The organism is Nocardia sp. Tas62D01 (assembly GCF_055232035.1).
The window spans coordinates 2,579,957-2,598,313 of sequence record NZ_JBUYUZ010000001.1 but is presented as its reverse complement, the minus strand read 5'-3'; the positions used below and the strand labels follow the sequence as shown (position 1 = coordinate 2,598,313).

At 65.8% G+C, this 18,357-nt stretch carries 18 protein-coding genes and 2 pseudogenes; 15 read left to right on the top strand and 5 right to left on the bottom strand.

Annotation, left to right across the window (positions count from 1 at the left end; genetic code table 11):
• Positions 1–127: 127 nt before the first annotated feature.
• The 4 genes from fusA to ACV7NQ_RS12630 all read left to right on the top strand — a co-directional run bounded on the left by fusA (position 128) and on the right by ACV7NQ_RS12630 (position 4,569).
• Positions 128–2,230, top strand: coding sequence for an elongation factor G (gene fusA, locus ACV7NQ_RS12645; RefSeq protein WP_463359811.1), 2,103 nt, complete (start codon positions 128–130; stop codon positions 2,228–2,230).
• A 116-nt stretch (positions 2,231–2,346) separates the two neighbouring features.
• Complete coding sequence (tuf, locus tag ACV7NQ_RS12640) at positions 2,347–3,537, top strand: elongation factor Tu (protein ID WP_463359810.1); 1,191 nt, start codon at positions 2,347–2,349, stop codon at positions 3,535–3,537.
• A 142-nt stretch (positions 3,538–3,679) separates the two neighbouring features.
• Entirely contained in the window at positions 3,680–3,997 is a 318-nt protein-coding gene (locus tag ACV7NQ_RS12635) for an antitoxin VbhA family protein (RefSeq protein WP_463359809.1), read from the top strand.
• A gap of 32 nt (positions 3,998–4,029) precedes the next feature.
• A complete protein-coding gene (locus ACV7NQ_RS12630; protein ID WP_463359808.1) occupies positions 4,030–4,569 on the top strand; it encodes a Fic/DOC family protein in 540 nt (179 codons plus the stop codon).
• 41 nt (positions 4,570–4,610) lie between these two features.
• Here ACV7NQ_RS12630 and ACV7NQ_RS12625 read toward each other — a convergent pair whose 3' ends face one another.
• Positions 4,611–5,264, bottom strand: a complete 654-nt coding sequence (locus ACV7NQ_RS12625) for a TetR/AcrR family transcriptional regulator (RefSeq protein WP_463365644.1) — start codon at positions 5,262–5,264, stop codon at positions 4,611–4,613.
• 5 nt (positions 5,265–5,269) lie between these two features.
• Positions 5,270–5,626, bottom strand: a complete 357-nt coding sequence (locus ACV7NQ_RS12620) for an SPW repeat domain-containing protein (protein ID WP_463359807.1) — start codon at positions 5,624–5,626, stop codon at positions 5,270–5,272.
• Positions 5,627–5,800: 174 nt separating this feature from the next.
• On the opposite strand from ACV7NQ_RS12620, the gene ACV7NQ_RS12615 reads away from it, so the two are divergent.
• The 3 genes and pseudogenes from ACV7NQ_RS12615 to ACV7NQ_RS12605 all read left to right on the top strand — a co-directional run.
• Positions 5,801–7,027 (top strand): NAD(P)/FAD-dependent oxidoreductase, encoded by a 1,227-nt coding sequence (locus tag ACV7NQ_RS12615; RefSeq protein WP_463359806.1) that lies wholly within the window; start codon positions 5,801–5,803, stop codon positions 7,025–7,027.
• An 83-nt stretch (positions 7,028–7,110) separates the two neighbouring features.
• Positions 7,111–7,872 carry a glutamate racemase gene (locus tag ACV7NQ_RS12610; protein WP_463359805.1) on the top strand — a complete coding sequence of 254 codons (762 nt, stop codon included), beginning with the start codon at positions 7,111–7,113 and terminating at the stop codon, positions 7,870–7,872.
• A 74-nt stretch (positions 7,873–7,946) separates the two neighbouring features.
• A pseudogene (locus tag ACV7NQ_RS12605) lies at positions 7,947–8,726 on the top strand (DNA alkylation repair protein); the annotation flags it as partial.
• A 186-nt stretch (positions 8,727–8,912) separates the two neighbouring features.
• Here the strand turns inward: ACV7NQ_RS12605 and ACV7NQ_RS12600 are convergent.
• Positions 8,913–9,968: a 2Fe-2S iron-sulfur cluster-binding protein gene (locus tag ACV7NQ_RS12600; protein ID WP_463359804.1), complete on the bottom strand. Its 1,056-nt coding sequence runs from the start codon at positions 9,966–9,968 to the stop codon at positions 8,913–8,915.
• 61 nt (positions 9,969–10,029) lie between these two features.
• Entirely contained in the window at positions 10,030–10,668 is a 639-nt protein-coding gene (gene mftR2 / locus ACV7NQ_RS12595; RefSeq protein WP_463359803.1) for a mycofactocin system transcriptional regulator MftR2, read from the bottom strand.
• A gap of 320 nt (positions 10,669–10,988) precedes the next feature.
• Between mftR2 and mftA the strand changes: the two genes are divergently transcribed.
• The 6 genes and pseudogenes from mftA to ACV7NQ_RS12565 all read left to right on the top strand — a co-directional run bounded on the left by mftA (position 10,989) and on the right by ACV7NQ_RS12565 (position 16,236).
• A complete protein-coding gene (gene mftA / locus ACV7NQ_RS12590) occupies positions 10,989–11,087 on the top strand; it encodes a mycofactocin precursor MftA (protein ID WP_463365643.1) in 99 nt (32 codons plus the stop codon).
• A 14-nt stretch (positions 11,088–11,101) separates the two neighbouring features.
• Positions 11,102–11,296, top strand: a pseudogene (gene mftB / locus ACV7NQ_RS12585) (mycofactocin biosynthesis chaperone MftB); the annotation flags it as partial.
• 189 nt (positions 11,297–11,485) lie between these two features.
• On the top strand, positions 11,486–12,715 hold the full coding sequence (gene mftC, locus ACV7NQ_RS12580; RefSeq protein WP_463365642.1) for a mycofactocin radical SAM maturase: 1,230 nt from the start codon (positions 11,486–11,488) through the stop codon (positions 12,713–12,715).
• 233 nt (positions 12,716–12,948) lie between these two features.
• Entirely contained in the window at positions 12,949–14,349 is a 1,401-nt protein-coding gene (gene mftF, locus ACV7NQ_RS12575; protein ID WP_463359802.1) for a mycofactocin biosynthesis glycosyltransferase MftF, read from the top strand.
• 47 nt (positions 14,350–14,396) lie between these two features.
• Positions 14,397–15,881 carry a mycofactocin dehydrogenase MftG gene (mftG, locus tag ACV7NQ_RS12570; RefSeq protein WP_463359801.1) on the top strand — a complete coding sequence of 495 codons (1,485 nt, stop codon included), beginning with the start codon at positions 14,397–14,399 and terminating at the stop codon, positions 15,879–15,881.
• Between the two features lie 118 nt (positions 15,882–15,999).
• Positions 16,000–16,236 carry a hypothetical protein gene (locus ACV7NQ_RS12565; protein WP_463359800.1) on the top strand — a complete coding sequence of 79 codons (237 nt, stop codon included), beginning with the start codon at positions 16,000–16,002 and terminating at the stop codon, positions 16,234–16,236.
• A 21-nt stretch (positions 16,237–16,257) separates the two neighbouring features.
• Here ACV7NQ_RS12565 and ACV7NQ_RS12560 read toward each other — a convergent pair whose 3' ends face one another.
• A complete protein-coding gene (locus ACV7NQ_RS12560) occupies positions 16,258–17,598 on the bottom strand; it encodes a helix-turn-helix domain-containing protein (RefSeq protein WP_463359799.1) in 1,341 nt (446 codons plus the stop codon).
• 260 nt (positions 17,599–17,858) lie between these two features.
• Here ACV7NQ_RS12560 and ACV7NQ_RS12555 point away from each other — a divergent pair, with 260 nt between their 5' ends.
• Both ACV7NQ_RS12555 and ACV7NQ_RS12550 read left to right on the top strand, forming a co-directional pair.
• Entirely contained in the window at positions 17,859–18,047 is a 189-nt protein-coding gene (locus ACV7NQ_RS12555) for a hypothetical protein (protein WP_463359798.1), read from the top strand.
• Between the two features lie 4 nt (positions 18,048–18,051).
• Positions 18,052–18,318 carry a hypothetical protein gene (locus tag ACV7NQ_RS12550; RefSeq protein WP_463359797.1) on the top strand — a complete coding sequence of 89 codons (267 nt, stop codon included), beginning with the start codon at positions 18,052–18,054 and terminating at the stop codon, positions 18,316–18,318.
• Positions 18,319–18,357: the final 39 nt, after the last annotated feature.

Genomic DNA, 18,357 nt, shown 5'->3' with positions numbered 1-18,357 from the left:
CCCGTCGTTACTGGGTCGGGAGGCACAGCCGGATGCGGCACTTACCTGCCGTTTCCGACGTTGACATAGAGACGACCACAGGGTCGTCCCCGAAAATCCCAACTAGCTACGAGCGGGGAAGATTTCCGTGGCACAGGACGTGCTCACCGACCTGAACAAGGTCCGCAACATCGGCATCATGGCCCACATCGATGCGGGCAAGACGACCACAACTGAACGCATCCTCTTCTACACCGGCATCACCTACAAGATCGGTGAAGTCCACGATGGCGCGGCCACGATGGACTGGATGGAGCAGGAGCAGGAGCGTGGTATCACCATCACCTCCGCGGCTACCACGTGCTTCTGGAACGACAACCAGATCAACATCATCGACACCCCCGGGCACGTCGACTTCACCGTCGAGGTGGAGCGTTCGCTGCGCGTGCTCGACGGCGCCGTCGCGGTATTCGACGGCAAGGAAGGCGTCGAGCCGCAGTCCGAGCAGGTGTGGCGTCAGGCCGACAAGTACGACGTGCCGCGGATCTGCTTCGTCAACAAGATGGACAAGCTCGGTGCGGATTTCTACTTCACCGTGCAGACCATCAAGGACCGCCTCGGTGCCAAGCCGCTGGTGATTCAGCTGCCGATCGGCGCTGAGGACACCTTCGAGGGCATCGTCGACCTGGTGGAGAACAACGCCAAGGTCTGGCGCGGCGAGACCAAGCTCGGCGAAGAGTACGAGGTCGTCGAGATCCCGGCCGATCTCAAGGATCGGGCCGAGCAGTACCGCCAGGAGCTGCTGGAGACGGTCGCCGAGTCCGACGAGGCGCTGCTCGAGAAGTTCTTCGGCGGCGATGAGCTCTCGATCGATGAGATCAAGGGCGCCGTCCGCAAGCTGACGGTCAACTCCGAGATCTACCCGGTGCTGTGTGGCTCCGCGTTCAAGAACAAGGGCGTGCAGCCCATGCTCGACGCGGTCATCGACTACCTGCCCTCGCCGCTGGACGTGGAGGCCACCACCGGCCACGCGCCCGGCAAGGAAGAGGAGCTGCTGACCCGCAAGCCGAGCGCCGACGAGCCGTTCGCCGCCCTGGCGTTCAAGATCGCCGTGCACCCGTTCTTCGGCAAGCTGACCTACGTGCGCGTGTACTCGGGCAAGGTCGATTCCGGCGCCCAGGTCATCAACTCGACCAAGGGCAAGAAGGAGCGTCTGGGCAAGCTGTTCCAGATGCACTCCAACAAGGAGAACCCGGTTCCGGCGGCATCCGCTGGTCACATCTACGCGGTGATCGGCCTCAAGGACACCACCACCGGTGACACCCTGTGCGATCCGCAGAACCAGATCGTGCTCGAGTCCATGACCTTCCCGGACCCGGTCATCGAGGTCTCCATCGAGCCGAAGACCAAGTCCGACCAGGAGAAGCTGGGCACCGCGATCCAGCGTCTCTCGGAAGAGGACCCGACCTTCTCGGTCAAGCTCGACCAGGAGACCGGCCAGACCGTCATCGGCGGCATGGGTGAGCTCCACCTCGACATCCTCGTCGACCGTATGCGTCGCGAGTTCAAGGTCGAGGCGAACGTCGGCAAGCCGCAGGTGGCCTACCGCGAGACCATCACCAAGAAGGTCGAGAAGCTCGAGTTCACCCACAAGAAGCAGACGGGTGGCTCCGGCCAGTTCGCGAAGGTCATCATCGCCCTCGAGCCGTTCATCGGCGAGGACGGCGCGACCTACGAGTTCGAGAACAAGGTCTCCGGTGGTCGCGTTCCGCGCGAGTACATCCCTTCGGTGGACGCCGGTGCGCAGGATGCCATGCAGTACGGTGTGCTCGCGGGCTACCCGCTGGTGAACCTGAAGGTCATCCTGCTCGACGGCGCGTACCACGACGTCGACTCGTCGGAAATGGCCTTCAAGATCGCCGGCTCGCAGGCCCTGAAGGAAGCGGCCCGTAAGGCCGGTCCGGTGATTCTCGAGCCGCTGATGGCGGTCGAGGTCATCACGCCCGAGGAATACATGGGCGATGTGATCGGCGACCTGAACTCCCGCCGTGGCCAGATCCAGGCCATGGAGGAACGCAGTGGTGCCCGTGTCGTCAAGGCGCTGGTTCCGCTCTCGGAGATGTTCGGTTACATCGGTGATCTGCGGTCGAAGACCCAGGGCCGGGCGAACTACTCCATGGTGTTCGACTCGTACGCGGAGGTTCCGGCCAACGTGTCGAAGGAGATCATCGCCAAGGCGACCGGCGAGTGATACCGATCGGGGGCAAGTGCAAGACTTGCCCCCGATCAGCCGGGAGTCAGCACGACCCCCATTTATAACCGCACTGCTGCAACTGCACGCACCAACAAGTCCAGGAGGACACCACAGTGGCGAAGGCGAAGTTCGAGCGGACGAAGCCGCACGTCAACATCGGCACCATCGGTCACGTCGACCACGGCAAGACCACGCTGACTGCAGCGATCACCAAGGTGCTGGCTGACAAGTTCCCGGATCTGAACGCCGCGTTCGCGTTCGATCAGATCGACAAGGCGCCGGAGGAGAAGGCTCGTGGTATCACGATCAACATCTCCCACGTCGAGTACCAGACGGAGAAGCGCCACTACGCGCACGTCGACGCCCCGGGCCACGCTGACTACATCAAGAACATGATCACTGGTGCGGCGCAGATGGACGGTGCCATCCTGGTGGTCGCCGCGACCGACGGCCCGATGCCGCAGACCCGCGAGCACGTGCTGCTCGCCCGTCAGGTCGGCGTGCCCTACATCCTGGTCGCGCTGAACAAATCGGACATGGTCGACGACGAGGAAATCCTCGAGCTCGTCGAGATGGAGGTCCGCGAACTGCTGGCTGCACAGGAGTTCGACGAGGACGCGCCGGTCGTGCGTGTTTCCGGTCTGAAGGCGCTCGAGGGCGACCCGAAGTGGACCGAGTCGATCGTCGAGCTGATGAACGCGGTCGACGAGTCGATCCCGACTCCGGTTCGTGAGACCGAGAAGCCGTTCCTGATGCCGGTCGAGGACGTTTTCACGATCACCGGTCGTGGCACCGTCGTCACCGGTCGTGTCGAGCGCGGCGTCGTCAACGTGAACGAGGAAGTCGAGATCGTCGGCATCCGCGAGAAGGTCACCAAGACCACCATCACGGGCATCGAGATGTTCCGCAAGCTGCTCGACCAGGGCCAGGCGGGCGACAACGTCGGTCTGCTGGTTCGTGGCATCAAGCGTGAAGATGTCGAGCGTGGCCAGGTTGTCGTGAAGCCGGGCACCACCACCCCGCACACCGAGTTCGAGGGCCAGGCCTACATCCTGTCCAAGGACGAGGGCGGCCGGCACACGCCGTTCTTCAACAACTACCGTCCGCAGTTCTACTTCCGTACGACTGACGTGACGGGCGTTGTGACCCTCCCCGAGGGCACCGAGATGGTCATGCCCGGTGACAACACCGAGATGTCTGTCAAGCTGATCCAGCCGGTCGCCATGGACGAGGGCCTGCGCTTCGCGATCCGCGAGGGTGGCCGCACCGTCGGCGCCGGTCGCGTCACGAAGATCATCAAGTGATTCTCTGAATCGCTGAGGAAGGCGCCGCTCCTTCGGGGGCGGCGCCGTTCGCGTTTTCAGGACGGGCTTCCAGCCATCTGGTCTGGCGCTCCAGCTTCGCACCCCAAAGGCGATTGTGTACACACTCGGGTACACTATTGGGATGTTGATCGAGACCCTGTCAGTACGTGAGGCACGCGAGCAGCTCTCTGGAGTACTGGAGCGGTTTCGCCGCGGTGACCGCACTCCAGTGGGCGTTGGTTCCCGCCGCAGAACCGAGGCGGTGGTGGTGCCGGTCGAAGTATTCGAAGAATTGACTGCGGAACGTGCTCAGTCGGTACGGCAAGCGTCGGCTTCGATTCGGGCCGAAGGGCTTTCACCCAGTTCGGATGCCGATGCGATCCTCCAACAGTGGGCCCAGGGCGAGCTCAGCACAGTCCAGATGCGTGAGCGCGTGCGGCGCTTGCACGGCCTGCGGTGACGGTAGATCCATACATAGATCCCAAGTCGGGCGTGCTGCGCAACAGTCTTGGGATTCTCGATGCTGATCTGCTGCGCCGGGTCGAATCGGATCTGAGCCTTGCTGCGCTGGCGGACTTGGGAACCCGGATTCTGCCGGGAAGTTACGATCTCGTTCATCTTCGGGCGTTCCATCGGGAGATCTTCGGTGACCTGTTCTCCTGGGCGGGCGAGATCCGGGTGGTGGGAATCGCGAAGTCGGATCCGTTTTGCCTGCCGCAGCATATTGAGCCTTACTCGGCGGATGTGTTCAGCGGGCTTGCGAAAGAGCGGTATTTGCGAGGATGTTCGCGTGATGAGTTCGTCGAACGGCTGACGCACTACTTCGCTGAAGTAAATGCGATCCATCCGTTTCGCGAGGGCAACGGGCGCACACAACGAGCTTTCTTCCGGCAGCTCTGCTATGAGGCAGGATGGGGCATCGACTGGTCTTCACTCAATCGCGACGACAACGTCCAGGCCTCGATCGCATCGTTGCGCGGCGACAATGATCCGCTCCGCGACCTTCTCGACTCGTTGATCAGGCCGGTCTGAGCGAGATCGGCGGTCTTGGCGCCATGGACGAGGGTCTCTATTCAGCCGAGTTGCGTCATGCCCGCCGCAACAACCTGGGCCACATTGAAAAGCTCATCCGCGGTGGGCAGTGGCACACCGTCGAGCGCATGCAACCGGTCGGTGCTGGCAATTGCGAACATCGCCGAAACCCACGCGGCCGCGCAGGCGCGCAATGTGCCGGGCGCAATCGGTGCGGTAGTGCTGGCCTGCAGTACGCGGGCGGTGACATCGAGCAGTTGGTCGCGCAGGCGGCGCAACTGGCGACGGACGTCGGGATGGGTATCTGCCTCGCGCCACATGATGACGCGCAGCACCGAGGAATGGTTGTCGCGCAGATTGAGCGCGGCATCGAGATTGACCAGGCTGGCCGCCGGATTACCTGGCGCCACCACCGTGCCGATGTCGTCGATCGGATGCTTGGGCACCCGTTCGGCCATCAGCGCGGACAGAATCGAATCTTTGGTCGGAAAGTAGTAGAAGACAAGCCCTTTGGGGACGCCGGCGGCACCGGCGATGGTGGCCGTCGCGGTCGCATCGAATCCCTGTGCCGCGAAAAGCTTCTCGGCCGCATCCAGAATGAGCTGACGGGCGTCGCCATCCACTTTGGCGCTACGGCGACGCCCCGCCCCTTCCCCTTGTCGCTCGGCTCCTGCCCGTCGGTGCGGCATGGGCACCTGCATCAGTGGTGCGGAACCATGTCGTGCAGACGCCCCGACACCGCCGGCAGCGCCGCTACCGCGACCACCACCGTCACTATTCCAACTGCCCATGCGGTCCAGGATGCGCTGCGGTACGCGGTGAAGTCCATTGCCCAGGGGGAAATGAACAGCAGTGCGCCGAACAGACCCATCGCGTAGTCGGTGGCCTGCATCGCGGGCCGGTACAGCTGCGCGAGGCCGGTCAGGGCGATGAGCGCGCCCAAGACGATCAGCGACCATTGGCCGTTGTTGTTCGTCTCCACCCACAGGGGTGACAGCGCGGCAAAGACACCGAGCACGACGGCCAGGAAATCCTGTGCGCGACTTTCGGTGAACATGGTGTGCCTCCTCAGGCTCTGAATTGTTCTCCTGCCTTGATTCAACTCTGATTGACCGCCCGATCAATATCGATACGGCCACGATTGCGCACCGATCGGCTGCCACCCGGCCTGGTCGGGGAAGTGACGGCCCTCACTGTGGGCCGAGACCAAACGGAAGTTAGGGTGAGCTGCGTGTCACCTTCAGTTACGGATGTCCAGGGCCGCACCGGGCCGATCGTCATCGTCGGCGCGGGCCTGGCAGGCTTGCGCACCGCCGAGGAACTGCGCCGGGCCGGATACGAGGGGGAACTGATCCTCGTCGGCGAGGAGTCGCGGCTGCCCTACGACCGGCCGCCGCTGTCCAAGCAGTTCGTGCGCGGCGAAACCGACGACACCACGCTGCGGCCCGAAGAGTTCTTCGTGCAGAAGCGGATCGAGCTGCGGCGCGGCACCGCCGCGGTGGGTGTGGATACCGCGGCCAGGCGGGTGGGGCTGGCCGACGGCAGCACGCTCGACTACGCCCAGCTGATCATCGCGACCGGCCTACAGCCGCGCCGCCTGCCCGGGCTGCCGGATCTGAAGGGCGTGCACGTGCTGCGCGGGCACGCCGACGCCGCCGCGTTGCGGGCCGAATTGGCAAGCGCCGGTAGTGCACTGGTGGTCGGCGCCGGGTTCATCGGCTGCGAGTTGGCGGCGAGCTTCCGCGCCGGCGGAGTGGCGGTGGTGCTGGTCGAGCCCCAGCCGACGCCGCTGGCCTCGGTGCTCGGCGAGCAGGTCGGCGAATTGGTCGCTCGGATGCATCGCGCCGAGGGCGTCGATCTGCGCTGCGGCATCGGCCTGGACACCTTCTTGGCCGACGACGCCGAGCGCGTGCTTGGCGCCAAGCTCTCCGATGGTACCGAGGTGGCCGCCGATCTCGTGGTCGTCGGTGTCGGGTCACGCCCGGTGACCGAATGGCTCGCCGATTCCGGCATCGCGCTGGCCGACCCCGCGACGGGCGGTGGTGTGCTCGCCGACGAGGTGGGACGCACCTCGGCCGACGGGGTGTGGGCGGTCGGCGACGTCGCCGCGTGGCTGCACGAGACCGGGCAGCACAAGCGGGTCGAGCACTGGACCAATGCGGGCGAGCAGGCGAAACTGCTGGCCTGCGCGCTGCTCGGCGCCGAACCGCCGACCGCGGCGCGGGTGCCGTACTTCTGGAGCGACCAGTACGACGTGAAGATTCAGGCGCTCGGCACGCCGAGCGCCGCGGACCAGGTCGAGATCGTCTCCTACGACGGCCGCAAGTTCCTGGCCTACTACTCCCAGGCAGGCAACCTCACCGGCGTGGTCGGTGCGGGCATGACCGCGCAGGTGATGAAGGCGCGGGCAAAGATCGCGGCGGGTGCCCCGGTGGCGGAACTGCTCGGCACGAGCTGACAGGCGGTGGCCTCGCTTCGCTCGTCCAAGCGCAAGAGACTGCGGGCGGACTGCGTCCGGCTGCGCCTACTAGGTTGGTCGGTGTGATCGTCGCGCTCATCGATTCCGGCCTCGGGTTGTTGCCCACAGCCGCCTGGCTTCGCAAGCTACGACCGGATGTGGACCTGCTGCTGCAACTGGATCCGGATGGCGCGCCGTGGGGGCCGAAGCCCGAGCAGTGGACGATCGACCGCGTGGTCGGTGCCGCCCGCACCTCGATCGAGTTGGGTGCGGAGGTCATCGTGATCCCGTGCAATACCGCAAGCGTCACCGCGCTGGAGCACGTGCGCACCGCGGTCGGTCCCGAGGTGCCGGTGATCGGCACCGTGCCCGCCATCAAGCCCGCGGCCGCCATCTGCTCCTCAGTGGCGGTATGGGCCACGGCCGCGACCACTGCCAGCAAGTATCAGGCGGACCTGATCGACCGCTTCGGCGGGGACGCGAATGTCGTCGGCGTAGCCTGCCACGGCCTGGCCGACGCCATCGACGGAGGTGATCTGGTCGCGGCTCGCGAGTCGATCGAACGGGCCGCCGCGCAGAGCCCCGCCGACGTCGGGGGTGTCGTCCTCGGCTGCACCCACTACCCGCTTGTCATCGATGCCATCGTCGCCGCACTACCCGATGGCGTCCGGCTCTTCGACAGCGCGCAAGCCGTTGCCGCACAGACGATTCGACGGATGGAAGCGCTGGGACGGCCGACCACGGGCAACGGTGATGTCCGAGTGCTCAACAGCGGCACGCCGGGCGAACTACCGGCCAGCGCAGCGGCTTTCGAGTCCGGCCGAATTCTGGGCGCGCGCGGTTGATTCGACGCGCTCCTCACACCTGCGGGAACTCCCCCGGCGATTCGTGCCGCGCCCCAGAGTCCGCGCGGTGTTGAATGACCTTGCTTGCTCGACGATCGGATGTAGGAGGTTCGCTGGTGGCCGACGTCGTCCCCACTGCCGCGCAGGTCCAGGCGGCGCTGGCGACGGTCGCCGATCCCGCCGATGCGATCCATCTGCAGCGGTTCTTCAAGACCGGGCCGGAGGAATACGGCGAGGGTGATGTCTTCATCGGCGTCCGGGTGCCCGCGACCCGCTCGATCGTGAAAGGTTTTGCGGCACTGCCGCTCACGGAGATCGATACGCTGCTCGACAGCCCCGTGCACGAGGAACGGCTTGCGGCATTGATCATCCTCAATGCCAGGTTCGCCGCCGCGTCCAAGCCGCGCACCTTCGACGACAAGGCCCGCGCGGCGATGCTGGAGCTGTATCTGGCCGCCGTGCGCCGCGGTCGGGTGAACAACTGGGATCTGGTCGACGTGTCCGCCGAGAACATCATCGGCCCGTGGCTGCTGGGCAGGTCGCGCGAACTGCTGTTCGAGTTGGCGGCGGCCGATTCGCTGTGGGAGCGGCGGGTGGCTCTGTTGTCGAGCTTCGCGTTCATCAAGGCAGGCGACGCGACGACCACCTTCGAGCTGTGCGAGCGATTGTTCGACGACCGCCGCGACCTCATCCAGAAGGCGCTCGGCTGGATGCTGCGCGAGATCGGCAAACGCATCGACGAAAAGCTACTGACCGATTTCCTCGACCAGCACGCCGCCGAACTGGGCCGCACCGCACTGAGTTACGCCACCGAGCGCCTGGACGCAGTGACCCGGGCTCGCTACCATGCACTGATCGCCGCACATCGTTCGCATCGACGCCGTCAAAGTAACCACCACGCGCGAGTCTTACGAGCGCGGTTCGTGGCTGGCTTGTGTCCGAGTGCCGAAGCGCATGCGACGAAGTCGCGAGTCTCGCACCGCTCGGACGCGAGCCTTCGGGGCCGCGAACACGCAGCGCCGCAGGCGCTGCAAATAAACTTAGAACTGGATTTTGAGGTGATCGGTGACTGGGCGGGCCTGGCAGCCGAGGATGTAGCCGTTCTCGATGTCCTCGGGGTCGAGGAGTTCGGAGTTCGCCATTTCGACCTTGCCTTCCAGCACTGTGCAAGCGCAGGAACCGCATTCGCCTTCTTGGCAGGAGTAGGGCACGTCCAGGCCCTTGGCCAGCATAATATCGACCAGGGTCTGCTTGCGCGGCCAGGACAGCTCGTGCACTTCGCCGTCGAGTTCGACCTCGACGATGGCCGCGTCGGCGGCTTCCGCGTCGGTGACCTCGACCGGCGCCTGGTCGGCAAATGGGTCTCCGGCAAGGGAATTGAAAATTTCGGCGTGGGTGCGCGAGCGTGGCACCTCCAGCCTGCCGAGCGCGTCGTGCACGCGATCCATGAACGGTTTCGGTCCGCACATGAAGGCGTTGTAGCTCGCGTAGGGCGCGACCAGGGTGGCCAGCGCGTCCGGCGTCGGCAGCCCCTGCAGGTACTCCAGCCAGTGGATCACGGTGAGCCGCTGCGGATGCTTGTCCGCAAGCTCGCGCAACTCGGCCGCGAAGATCACCGATTCGTGATCGCGGTTGGCGTAGACCAGCACGATCTTGCCGCTGCCGCGGGCCAGCGCGGATTTCAGGATCGACATCACCGGGGTGATGCCGCTGCCGGCGCCGAACAGCAGCAGGTCCTCGTCGAGGTCCTTGGGCGTAAAAACGCCCGAGGGCGGCAGCACTTCGAGCTGGTCGCCCGCCTTGACGTTGTCGCACACCCAGTTCGACCCGTAGCCGCCAACGGTGCGCTTGATGGTGACCTTCGGCCGGTCGTCGGTGTAGGGCGAGCTGGCCAGCGAGTAGCATCGCGCCACCGAGCCGGTGAGGTCGCTGGGGATGCGCAGGGTGAGGAACTGGCCCGGTTGGTAGCTGAAGCGCTCGCGCAGTTCCTCGGGCACGTCGAACACCAGCGAACAGGTGTCGGGCGTCTCGGTGATGACCGCGGATACCCGCAGCACGACCGAACGCGAACCGTGTGGAACTTCGACGGTGGTCATGTCGTCCTCTCGAACGTGGCGCGGTCGGCGCGAGCCGACAAAACTAGAACGTGTTTCAGTTTCATCGTACGTCGGGGTTCGGCTGCCGGACAAGCTGGGCCTCCAGACCGGCTACCAACACCTCCATGCCGAAGTCGTACACGTACTTCCCACGCAGGTCCGCCATGTACTTGGTGGCGCGCTCCACCACATCCGGCAGCGCCACATCCGACAGCGGCGAGCGGTCCCTAGGATTCACCCGCCTGCGGCCGAACAGATAAGTGTGGATCGTCGCGTACGCGGCGAGCACATTGCGGTCGGTGAAGCCCGCTTCGAACAGGATCTCCATCAAGGCCGCGATCAGGTCGAGCTGTTTGCCGAGCATTTGTTCGATGAGCACGTCGCCGAGGCCGGGGTGCTTGCGCAGCTTCTCATCGATCTGGTCGATGAGGTCGCGTAGCCGGTGCTGCCACGGCCCGGATTCGGGCGGTGGCTTGCGCACTCCGGTCAGCGCCGCGGTGGCGACGAGGTCGAGCAACTCCCGTTTGTCGGCGACATAGTAGTACGGCGCCATGGGGGACACGCCGAGTTCACGGGAGAGTCGCCGCATGGACAGCTTCTCCACGCCGTCTTCGCGAACCACCCGGAGCGCGGCCTCGACGATCTCGGACTCCGACAGAGTATTGCCGCCCCCGCTCGCCTGCATTCGTCCGACTCCCATGCCACCTCTACCACCGCGGGCATCGATCGCCCGTCACGTCCTGTTCAGCTGCCTGCCACCCGAAGTCTAGAGCGCGCCGTCGACTGTCGGCCGGGCTGCGTTCGACTCGGCGTGCAGGTCACGATTTCACGCCTCCGGGGAGCCGTCCCGCGCAGTGCTTCGCAAGGAAATCGCGGTTACCTGTTCCATTTTGTCAGTGCATGACGTTATTGTGTGGGCGCGGCTACATCAGGTAGTCGCGGACACCGATCGTCATCTCGGAGGTAGGCATGCCGGAATACGGATCGCTCGGGCACACCGATACCGACAGCACCGGACCGATTGCTTCGGTCCAGGAGCGGTCGACAGAGGAAGCCCCGCTGATCGAGGAGACCCTCATCGAAGAGGTCTCCATCGACGGCATGTGCGGCGTCTACTGATAGGCGCAGCGACCATGCTCGATCTCGATACCCGATGGGAGCTGCATCCGCGGGTTGCGCTGCGGCCGGAGTCATTCGGCGCGCTGCTCTACCACTTCGGCACGCGCAAGCTCTCCTTCCTGAAGAGTCCACAGATCCTCGAGATCGTGCGGTCGCTGCCCGCGCACGCCTCGGCGCGCACCGCGCTGCGGGCGGCGGGCCTGTCGGATGACGTTGCCGGACCGTACGTTCGGGCGCTGGCTCAGCTGGCTGATTCCGACATGATCGGCCCCGCTGCGCCGAGCGGGACCCGTGCCGCATCGGGGATCGCTCAGGTGGCATCATCACGCAGCGCCGCTGTGGCGGCGGACAGCGCACTTGGTGTGCCGGAGGCGCACGCCGACCGGTCGGATGCGGGGGTGGTCCCGCCGTCCGCCGGCGGCGTGCGCCTGATCGACCGATTCGAAACCGGTCTGGCCGCCCCGATCTGTCTCACCTGGGAGCTGACCTACGCCTGCAACCTGTCCTGCGTGCACTGCCTGTCCTCCTCGGGCCGCCGCGATCCGCGCGAGCTGAGCACCGAACAGTGCAAAGCGCTGATCGACGAGTTCGAGCGCATGCAGGTGTTCTACGTGAACATCGGCGGCGGCGAACCCACTGTGCGACACGACTTCTGGGAGCTGGTCGACTATGCGACCGCACATCACGTCGGAGTGAAGTTCTCCACCAACGGAGTTCGCATTACGCCCGAGGTCGCGGCGCGACTGGCCGCCAGTGACTATGTGGACGTACAGATTTCGCTGGACGGCGCCGACGCGGCGGTCAACGACGCCGTGCGCGGTCCGGGTTCCTACGACATGGCGATCCGGGCGCTGGAGAACCTGGCGGCGGCCGGGTTCAAGGACGCGAAGCTGTCGGTGGTGGCGACCCGCCACAACATTGCCCAGCTCGACGAATTCAAGGCGATCGCCGAAAAGTACGGCGCCACATTGCGATTGACCAGGCTGCGGCCCTCGGGACGCGGCGCGGACGTGTGGGACGAGCTGCATCCGCTGCCGGAGCAGCAGCGGGTGCTCTACGACTGGCTGGTCCGCAATGGTGACGGCGTGCTCACCGGCGACTCGTTCTTCCACCTGTCCGCGTTCGGCTCGGCGCTGCCCGGCCTGAACATGTGCGGCGCGGGCCGGGTCGTGTGCCTGGTCGACCCGCTGGGTGACGTGTACGCCTGCCCGTTCGCCATCCACGATCGGTTTCGCGCCGGAAATGTGGTGGCGGACAGCGGTTTCCGCAACGTGTGGCTGGAATCGGAGCTGTTCGCGGAGCTGCGCGAGCCGAGCGGTGGCGGCGCGTGCTCGAGCTGTGCGCATTACGACTCCTGCCGCGGTGGCTGCATGGCGGCGAAGTTCTTCACCGGACTGCCCGCCGATGGACCGGACCCGGAGTGCGTGCAGGGCTACGGCGAGGCGGCACTGGCCGACACCGGGCGGATGATCCCGCGCTCGGCGGTCGACCACTCCCGGCGGACGCCCGCCCGCAAGCCGGGTTCGCGCAAGTCCGGCCCGATTCCGCTCACGCTGACGGTATCTCGACCCGCCGTCACGCCGGAACGACGCCCGTCGCGCGCCTGCGACGAGAGTCCACTGGCGTGATAGCGAATTGTTAGCCAGAGATGCTCTATTGGTGTGCTAGGCGGTGGATGTCGATCAGCGAGCCAATGATTGCCCTTCTGTTGCTGGGTGTTCGCGCCGGGTCGCCAGCGACCTTTCCGCGAACACTCGGTGACGGGAATTTCGGGTTGGTGCCGACGGATTCGCGCGGAATATCTGTCCTTTTTTCCGCGTGGATGATGCTTGTGCGCGAATCTCCGCCTAGGATGCCAGGAATGCGCCATGATCGCCTGCCCGACGGATTCGGGGTGCGGATCGATCCACGGGTACGCGCATACTCCGGGGGCCGCATCCTGATCGGGGGTTCGCCAGCCCGGTTGCTGCGACTTGCCCCGGAGGCCGCCGAAATGATCGGCGGCGGGTACCTGGAGGTCACCGGCCCGAAGTCCGCCGTCGTTGCCAGACGGCTGCTCGACGCCGGAGTCGGTAATCCGCGTCCCCGGCTGTTGCCGTCACCCGAAGACGTGACCGTGATCGTCCCGCTGCACAACAACGCCGACGGACTTGTCCGGCTGCTCGCGGTGCTGCGCGGCCACAACGTCATCGTCGTCGACGACGGTTCCGACCAGCCGGTGCGGATCCCGAGCAATCGGGGCACCCGATGCCGGGTGACCGTGCTGCGCCACGACCACAAGCAAGGCCCCGCGGCCGCGCGCAATGCCGGATTACGGGCCGCGACAACCGACTTCGTCGCCTTCCTGGACTCCGACGTGGTGCCGCGCAGTGGCTGGCTCGAAGTGATGCTCGGGCACTTCAGCGATCCGGAGGTCGCGCTGGTCGCCCCGCGGATCGTCGCGCTGGACCCGGAGTCGAACGCGCTGGCCCGCTACGAACACACCCGCTCCTCGCTCGACCTCGGTCGCCGTGAGTCGGCCGTGCAATCGCGCGGGCTGGTGTCCTACGTGCCGAGCGCGGCGCTGCTGGTGCGCCGCAGGGCCCTGCTGGCCGAGGGTGGCTTCGACGAGTCGATGCAGGTGGCCGAGGACGTCGATCTGTGCTGGCGGCTGGAGGAGGCGGGCTGGCGGCTGCGCTACGAGCCCGCCGCGCATGTGGCGCACGATCATCGAATTTCGTTCCGCTCTTGGTTCGGTCGAAAGCTGTTCTACGGCACCGGGGCCGCCTCACTGGGCGAGCGGCACTCCGGAATGGTGTCGCCGCTGTCGGTGCCGTCCTGGACGGTGGTTGCCGCCATGCTGTTCGCCACGCTGTCGAAGTGGGGGCTGTTCGGCGGACTGATCACCCTCGTCACCGCGCTGGTCCGGCTACGCAGGGTCTTCGCGGAACTGGACAACCCGACGCGCATTGCCGCCATCTACCTGTCGCGCGGATTCTTCGCGGGTCTATGGCGTTTGGCTTCGGCGATGTGTCGGCACTATTGGCCGGTCACCATGCTGGCCATGCTGGCGTCGGGGCGGATTCGGCGCGTCGCGGTGACCATGGCCGTCGCCGACGGCCTTGCCGACTGGTTCACCCATCGCGATGCCGGCGGGCTCGATCCGTTCCGCTATGTGGCCTACAAGCGGATGGATGACATCGCCTACGGAACCGGGCTGTGGCTCGGCGCGTTTCGCGCGCGCAGTCTGGAAGCGCTCAAACCCACTACGCCGTCCAACTGAATCGAACCGCTGATGCTCTGTTGTCGAACGCGCTGAAGTTGAAGTAAATGGTGGACACTCTGATCGTCGGTGGTGGCACGGCGGGCTGTGTGCTCGCGGCCCGGCTGAGCGAGAACCCGGACCACTCCGTGCGCCTGCTGGAGGCGGGCCCGGTGTGGGCCACCGCGGCAGAGATCCCCACCGCACTGTTGGACCCCGCGCATATGCCGATCGGTCCCGAGTTGCCCTGGCTGCGGACCTATCCGGTCACCCTCGCCGCCGATGGCGCGGGCAACGACATCGCGGGAGACATTGTGCGCGGCAGGGTGATCGGCGGCTCCGGGGCGATCAATGGCAGCTACTTCGTGCGTGCCACCGCGGCGGACTTCGCGGCCTGGAGTCGCGAGCTCGGCGCATCGACGGCCTGGAGCTTCGACTCGGTGCTGCCGGTCTACCGGCGACTGGAGCGCGACCACGATTTCGGTGATCGGCCCGGACACGGCCGCGGCGGCCCGATGCCGGTGCGGCGGACCGCCGCTCCGGTACCGCTGAGCGTCGAATTCGCCGCGGCGTGTGCCACGGCGGGCATCGCCGCGATTGCCGACCTGAATGGGTTGCCAGGCTCGGAACCGTCCGAGGGGGTCGGCCCGGTGCCGTGCAATGTCGAGAACGGTATGCGCGTCAGCACCGGATCGGCGTACCTGTTGCCCGCGCTGTCACGGTCCAATCTCACCGCGGTCGGCGGAATACAGGTGACCCGCATCAGATTCCGTGGCGCCCGCGCCGTCGGGGTGGACTATCTGCGCGATGGCGAGCTTGCGACGATGTGGGCCGATCGGATTGTTTTATGCGCGGGCGCAATCGAATCGGCGGCACTGCTGCTGCGCTCCGGCATCGGCAACGCCGAGCACCTTCGGGCGCTCGATATTCCCGTGCTGCACCCAGCCCCGGTCGGAGCCTGCTTCGGGGACCATCCCGAGATCGGCGTCGAATACCGGCTCGATCCGGCACTGCCCACACCGGACACCCTTCCGCTGGAATATGTGCTGAGCCTCGACGAAATCGAAATCCGTCCGTACACCGTGTCGTTCACGCCGCAGACGTATCGGCTCGGGGTTGCGCTGATGCGGCCGCAGGCCGAAGGGGTCCTGCGGCTGCGTTCGGCCGATCCCGCCGCGGCACCGCGCATCGATCACCGCTACCTGTCGGCCGAGCGTGACCGGAACCGCTTGCGGGAGGCGGCCGCGACTGCGACCGAATTGCTGCACCGTATACCGGCGGCGCGAGTTTCGAATCCGATGCCGGATTCCGCGGGCCCGGCCACCGATATGTGGTTGCGGGCGAATCTGGCGACCTCGCAACACCTGTCCGGTACCTGCCGGATGGGTCACGCCGGCGACGAGCGCGCGGTGGTGGACGAACTGTGCAGGGTGTACGGAGTAACCGGACTATCGGTGGTGGATCTGTCGATCGTTCCAGTGTTGCTGAGCCGCGGTCCGCAGGCTACGACGGTGATGATCGCCGAGCACGCAGCCGAATACCTCACAGCGTGAAGTGAAAGACAAGTAGGTCACATTTGTGGCGTCGTCTGAGCGCCCCGGCCAGACTGGAAACACACCGATCAACAGGGTCTTGCGTGCGCAGTCATCCGAACCGAGGATGATATAAGGCATGACAACCCGCCGAATTACCTTGACCCTTCCCGAGGGACTGGTCGCAGCCGCCGAATACGCCGTGGCGGCGGGCCACGCCCGTTCGGTGTCGGCCTATATCGCCGATGCCGTCGAAACGGGTACCGCCCGTGCTTTCTTCGCCGAACCGGCCGTCAGGCCGTCGCGTCAGATCGACGTCTGGCTGGCCGGCGTGATGCGAGGCCAGCGACAGCGAGGCACGCGCAGCCGCGTGTGACGCGGCCCTGGCCGGTATGCGCTACGTCTGCGCCGCGTCGTAGACGATTCGGGCCTGTTGGTGCCAATCCGATACGGCGCGGCCGCGCATGGCGGCCAGCGACGCTTCGAATTGCTTGGCGCGCTTGGTGACTGTGAGGCCGACATAGGTGTGGCCGTTCGTAATCGCCTGGGTGGCAACCGAGCACGCCTCGTCCACCTCGCCCGAGCCGAGCAGCGCGGTGGCGTGCTCGAACTGCACCAGCGCAGGCTCCATGGTCTCCTGTGGGTCGTACAGCGACATGGCGCGGGCGGCGGCCCGTTCGGTTTCCTCGGCGCGGCCGAGGCGGGAGTAGCCGACGGCTTGATAAAACGCGAGTTTTTCGGGTCGGAAAGAAAAGATGCCGACCGGAAGGTCCGCGGGGGCGATGCCGTCGAGTGCTGCGGATGATTTATCTATGCAATAAGCGAATTGGGTAGCGTCGCCGAGGCTTGCGTGCGCACGCGCTGCCATTCCCCACAGCCAAGCGACCGCAGGACCGTGCCCCGGATTTTCTGCGAGGCGCGGGGCGAGCAGGTGTAAAACTTCCTTCGGTTTATCGCTATAGGTCGGTAAATATGTCAGACCGGCCAATGCGATGTCTTCGGAATAGCGGTCGCCGATGTCTTGAGCGGCGTGAATAGCGGTGGTATACCACAGTCGGGCCTCGCCGAAATGCCCTTCGTTGAAGAGGATTTCACCGACGACATTGGCGAGTCGGCCCGCCGTGCGGACCAGCCGGATCTGGTGGTGGGTGGCCTGCCGTTCGGCGAGACAGCCACGCACGGTGCGGAATTGGTCGAGCGAGGTGTGCAGCAACTCGTGCGGCGGCACCTGTACCACCCGGGCGCCGAGCGTGTCGGTCGACTGCTCGAGCAGACCGAGCCTGCGCTCGCCGATCGACCCTGCATCGAGGGTTGCCAGCATCTTCTCGGGCTCGTTCGCCACCAGGTCCGCAGCCCGGCCCGCTAGGCCAGCGCCCATGTAGGCCAATAATTCTCGCCGTCTCACGTCGTCATCCTCGACTTCCTTGTCGAGCCCGATGTCCCTACCGAGCTTGATGTTCCGAACGAGCGCCGTGCTCGTATCTTCGGTTTCGCGGGCCGCGACCCGGTCTACCGTGATCGTTCGCTCGAATCGCGCGACAACGACCGAATCGGCCTGCGACAGTGCCCCATCGAGTAGTCGCCTGCTTGCGGCATGCATCCGGGTTGTCCGGCCGTTTTCCCACAAGACCACGGTGCGCGGGGTGACACCCACTAGGCGCGCGAACTCATAGCGGCTTCGCTTCATCGCCGCACGAAGCGCACGGACGTCGTCGCCCGTCCAGTCGACCTCAACCATAGGTCCCGACTCCCTCGCACCAGGTTGATTCAATCGGAAATTACTCGCATTTACTGCTTTCAGGACTGTTATACGCCGAATCGCAACGCGCACGCTGGAACAGCACCCGGCACCGGGCTTGTGCCCCAAACCCTTTCGGGGGCGCCGGCGTTACGGTACTCGGCGCACGGTCCCGACTCGGTCCGATCCAGCCGAGTCGAGCGCGGGTTCCGACGGCGCCTGCCGGTGCCGGGCGCATTTACTTTTCGTGGAGGTGAACGATGGACATACTGCATACGGATATCCGGGAATTGTGGCTGGTCCACAGCCGCGATTGCGCACAAGAGCCGGTGGGGCTCACCTACGAAAGGGCCCGGTTCATTCTCACCGTCCACGCCGGCCACGGGGCCCGCTGCAGCCAATATCTAGTGTCCTCGGCCTACTGCTTCCGGCGAGCCGGCGAGAAGTGAACCGATGGGCCCCCTGCTGAGCATGCTCGGCGGATGCGGCGCGCTGGTGTCGTTGATCGGCATCGTCGGCTCGTGCCTGCCGCGCGACTGCGGCGCCCGCGAACACCACGCCCCGGCTGCCCCTTTCACCGTCGACCAAGCGCACCGCATGATGCAACAGCATCGCGCCTGCCGTGCGGAAGCCTGCCCGACCAAGGGCGCGGCCTTCCGCGCCCTGGTCGCCGCGGGCCGCATCGTCCCCGACACCCGCGCCGACGGCTACGCGCTCTGATCGACATTCGCGCTCGCTTCCGATCTGCTCGAGCGGGAA

Excerpts from the sequence above, each read along its gene's own strand:
- ACV7NQ_RS12635 (WP_463359809.1), top strand. The coding sequence starts at position 3,680 with ATGTTGATCGAGACCCTGTCAGTACGTGAGGCACGCGAGCAGCTCTCT.
- ACV7NQ_RS12620 (WP_463359807.1), bottom strand. The coding sequence starts at position 5,626 with ATGTTCACCGAAAGTCGCGCACAGGATTTCCTGGCCGTCGTGCTCGGT.
- ACV7NQ_RS12600 (WP_463359804.1), bottom strand. The coding sequence starts at position 9,968 with ATGACCACCGTCGAAGTTCCACACGGTTCGCGTTCGGTCGTGCTGCGG.
- mftR2 (WP_463359803.1), bottom strand. The coding sequence starts at position 10,668 with ATGGGAGTCGGACGAATGCAGGCGAGCGGGGGCGGCAATACTCTGTCG.
- mftF (WP_463359802.1), top strand. The coding sequence starts at position 12,949 with ATGCGCCATGATCGCCTGCCCGACGGATTCGGGGTGCGGATCGATCCA.
- mftG (WP_463359801.1), top strand. The coding sequence starts at position 14,397 with ATGGTGGACACTCTGATCGTCGGTGGTGGCACGGCGGGCTGTGTGCTC.
- ACV7NQ_RS12565 (WP_463359800.1), top strand. The coding sequence starts at position 16,000 with ATGACAACCCGCCGAATTACCTTGACCCTTCCCGAGGGACTGGTCGCA.
- ACV7NQ_RS12560 (WP_463359799.1), bottom strand. The coding sequence starts at position 17,598 with ATGGTTGAGGTCGACTGGACGGGCGACGACGTCCGTGCGCTTCGTGCG.
- ACV7NQ_RS12555 (WP_463359798.1), top strand. The coding sequence starts at position 17,859 with ATGGACATACTGCATACGGATATCCGGGAATTGTGGCTGGTCCACAGC.
- ACV7NQ_RS12550 (WP_463359797.1), top strand. The coding sequence starts at position 18,052 with ATGGGCCCCCTGCTGAGCATGCTCGGCGGATGCGGCGCGCTGGTGTCG.